The 3,082-nt window shown below is 31.0% G+C and carries 3 protein-coding genes; all 3 read right to left on the bottom strand.

The window, feature by feature from the left end; genetic code table 11:
- Positions 1-517: 517 nt before the first annotated feature.
- Complete coding sequence (locus EZH24_RS09410) at positions 518-1,327, bottom strand: family 1 encapsulin nanocompartment shell protein (protein WP_137998900.1); 810 nt, start codon at positions 1,325-1,327, stop codon at positions 518-520.
- A 16-nt stretch (positions 1,328-1,343) separates the two neighbouring features.
- On the bottom strand, positions 1,344-1,694 hold the full coding sequence (locus EZH24_RS09405; protein ID WP_137998899.1) for a demethoxyubiquinone hydroxylase family protein: 351 nt from the start codon (positions 1,692-1,694) through the stop codon (positions 1,344-1,346).
- Between the two features lie 170 nt (positions 1,695-1,864).
- Positions 1,865-2,977 carry a class I SAM-dependent methyltransferase gene (locus tag EZH24_RS09400; protein WP_137998898.1) on the bottom strand — a complete coding sequence of 371 codons (1,113 nt, stop codon included), beginning with the start codon at positions 2,975-2,977 and terminating at the stop codon, positions 1,865-1,867.
- Positions 2,978-3,082: the final 105 nt, after the last annotated feature.

Here is a 3,082-nt window from a genome sequence, read left to right as displayed (position 1 = left end):
AATTAGGATTTAGATTTGGACCGAAAGCGTAAGGAAAAATCTTTTTCTTTAATAATAATATAATTCTAATTCACACTTGAACGGGCAGGGAATAAAACCTTGTCCGTTTTTATTTGCAGTTCGTTGTTTTTATTAGTCATTGCGAGCCGATGCCGTAAGGCACACAGCGTGAGGCGTGGCAATCCAAACTTTATAGATTGCTTCACTTCGTTCGCAATGACAAAATTAAAATAGTCATTGCGAGGCTACTGCCGAAGCAATCTCTATATATAACAATGGGTTGCAACCCCTTGCGTGCTTATTTTTGAATTGTTAACACAATGGGCTTCCCACAGGGACGCACACTCTGTGGGCTGTAAGCCGAAGCGACAGCCACATTGTTATTTGGAAAGTTAACGAATTCTAAATTTGGATTGTTTCACATTTTCGCTAACAGCGGGCTTCACTCGGCAACTGCCCGCTTTAGCGTGTGGGCTTTAGTCTAGCCTCAAAACCTCGCAATGACAATGCTTTTTTATTATTCCAAAACGACTATAGCGTTCGGTTCTTTTATTCTCGGCAAAATCGTTTCCATTATTCTAAAACTATGATTTAAATCTTTTTGTTCCAAATACGCTGTAGACATATCCACTCCTATAGCCAAATCTATATATTGAGGTTCCGCACATATTACCGCCGCTTTCTTGTCTTTTATAACTGAAACATTGAATAAATTTCCAATCATACTTGAAATTCTTTGAGCTTCCGTCATTCCCGTTCCTTCCTGTATTCTTTGCAAATCGAAATATAAACTTCTGCTTAAACATAAAACGATTTTTCCGACTATTCCTTTTTCCATAATCATATTTATTGCTTTGACTATATCCTTATAAGGATTTTCTCCAGAAGCCCAATCGCTTAATTTTAATTTTTGCGTTCCTTTTGAATTTAAAATTCCGTCAATTCCCAAAGATTCGCTTCCGTAAAATATTAATTTGTCTTCTCTATTCGCCAAATTTTGAGACGCCATAGACGCGACTGATAAATCCAAAGGAGTTTTATTATTTTCATTGCTTTCTATATCTCTCCATAAAAGCGTAAAATCTTCGTATAATTGCGGAATTTCCACAGATTTTCTTCCAGAAGTTTTAACTATTCCGTTTTCAAAAACTTCTTCTCTGTCGTTTTTATCGTATTGGACGCTTATAGCTCCCGCGCCTAAAGGTCCGTAAATATTCAAAAATCTTCTTCCTATTAAAGTTCTACTTGCCGTTTCTATAACGGTTTTATCTATGTCTTTCCAAAAACTATTTTCAAAAGGCGAACTTTCTCTTGCCAAATAATCCATATATTCCTCCTTAAAATTATTTATTTTTCAAACTTCCTACCGTAAGTCCCGATAAATTGGGTTCTTTTATGCCAAGTTCTTCCATAAGTTCTTTTACTTCCAATTCTCCCGATTCAAAATGTTCCGCTTCTTTTGGGTCCAGATGTCTTAAAAGAGCCATTAATTCTCCGACATGCGCCTTTTCCTCGTCTCTTATATCGCTTAATACGGCTTTTGCAACGGGGTCGTCCGTAGCCATAACATGAGCGTCATATAAATAAATCGCTTCCAATTCTCCAGCTATATCCAATCTTATAGCCTGAATCAATTCTTCCTTGTTTACCTTTCTTTGAACATTTGCGTTAAAAGGATTTGCAAAACTTGGCATATATTCCTCCAAAATAAATATGTTTTTATTATAATTAAAACCATACTATAAGAATTAAATAAAGTCAATATAAAATTAGAATATATTTTGACATTTTATATTTGATTTATATAATTTACACATCTTTTTAAATTTAATCTGAAATTGAGAAGATATATAATTTAAAGCCATTATTTACCCCCCCCCACTATGAATTTATCAAAGAATTTATTTCTAAAATTATCTCTCCATTTTCTAACGGGTATCCACCATGCTATTTTATCGATTAAATTATTCGATTTTTTATTTTTAATTTTTATATCATTAAATTTATTTTCAAGAATATTTATTCTATTTTCAAAATTGTTTATTTTATTTTGATTATAAATATTGGCTTCAAATAAATAATTAAAAAATCGAGTTTCTTGAATATGTAAAAAACAATTATTCATATATTCGTTATAATTAGTTTTTAATATTTCGTAAATATTTTTTGAAAATTCGGTAGAATAATGTTTATTCATATACTTCGATAATTTATCTATTTCTATTAAAGAAAAACCTAATCCAAAATTCCTATCCGCTTTGTCCGAAATATTTTTAATGCCGTTATAATTATTATTTACCGCCCACGGATTTGCTCTTAACGGTATTTTCGCTATTAATTCTATATTTTTTAATAATTGAGCGTTGTCATTATGCAATTTTATACATCCCATATTTGAAAACATATTGTTATCATAATCATAAACTCTATACTTTTCGTAAGTCCAAGCCTCAAAAATAAAACTTTCTCCCCAAGCGTTAGGTCTCATATAATCTATAACATCATGCAATATTATTATCGTGTCGTTATGCATATACGGTATTGAAAATATTAAATCGAATAACGGGAAAGGATGCGAATGTCCCGCGTCTATAATAACCAAATCGAATTTTATATTTTGTGGAGCTATATTTTCTATATCAAATATATCATAACCAGCGTATAAATGATAATGTTCTTTTTCCTTATCGGAGCATAATCCGTTTACGGCAGAGCCTATAATTTTATCGTTATTATTATCAATTCCATATAATTGAAATTTATTATTTACCGATAATCCCGATTTTAATATGCATACGGAAGTTACTCCCATAAATACGCCAATTTCTAAAACATTTTGCATCTTTTTATCGTTAATAATTTCCATTAAAAAACATTTTTGTTCGATTGACATAGCGGAAGTATATTCATTACTCCATTCGTTTACTAAATTTGCAAATTTTTTGCCTTTGATTTCATACTTTTCTTTACTAAACATTTTTACTATCTCCAAAATAATTTTATCTTAAATCATATTGATATTGTTTTATCAATTCTTTTATTTCGTTATGGTCTATATTTTCTGATATTTCATCGTCTGTTA

The organism is Brachyspira catarrhinii, assembly GCF_005518285.1.
In the GTDB taxonomy this organism is placed as follows: domain Bacteria; phylum Spirochaetota; class Brachyspiria; order Brachyspirales; family Brachyspiraceae; genus Brachyspira; species Brachyspira catarrhinii.
This window is presented reverse-complemented; position numbering and strand designations above follow the sequence as displayed.

Excerpts from the sequence above, each read along its gene's own strand:
- EZH24_RS09400 (WP_137998898.1), bottom strand. The coding sequence starts at position 2,977 with ATGTTTAGTAAAGAAAAGTATGAAATCAAAGGCAAAAAATTTGCAAAT.
- EZH24_RS09410 (WP_137998900.1), bottom strand. The coding sequence starts at position 1,327 with ATGGATTATTTGGCAAGAGAAAGTTCGCCTTTTGAAAATAGTTTTTGG.
- EZH24_RS09405 (WP_137998899.1), bottom strand. The coding sequence starts at position 1,694 with ATGCCAAGTTTTGCAAATCCTTTTAACGCAAATGTTCAAAGAAAGGTA.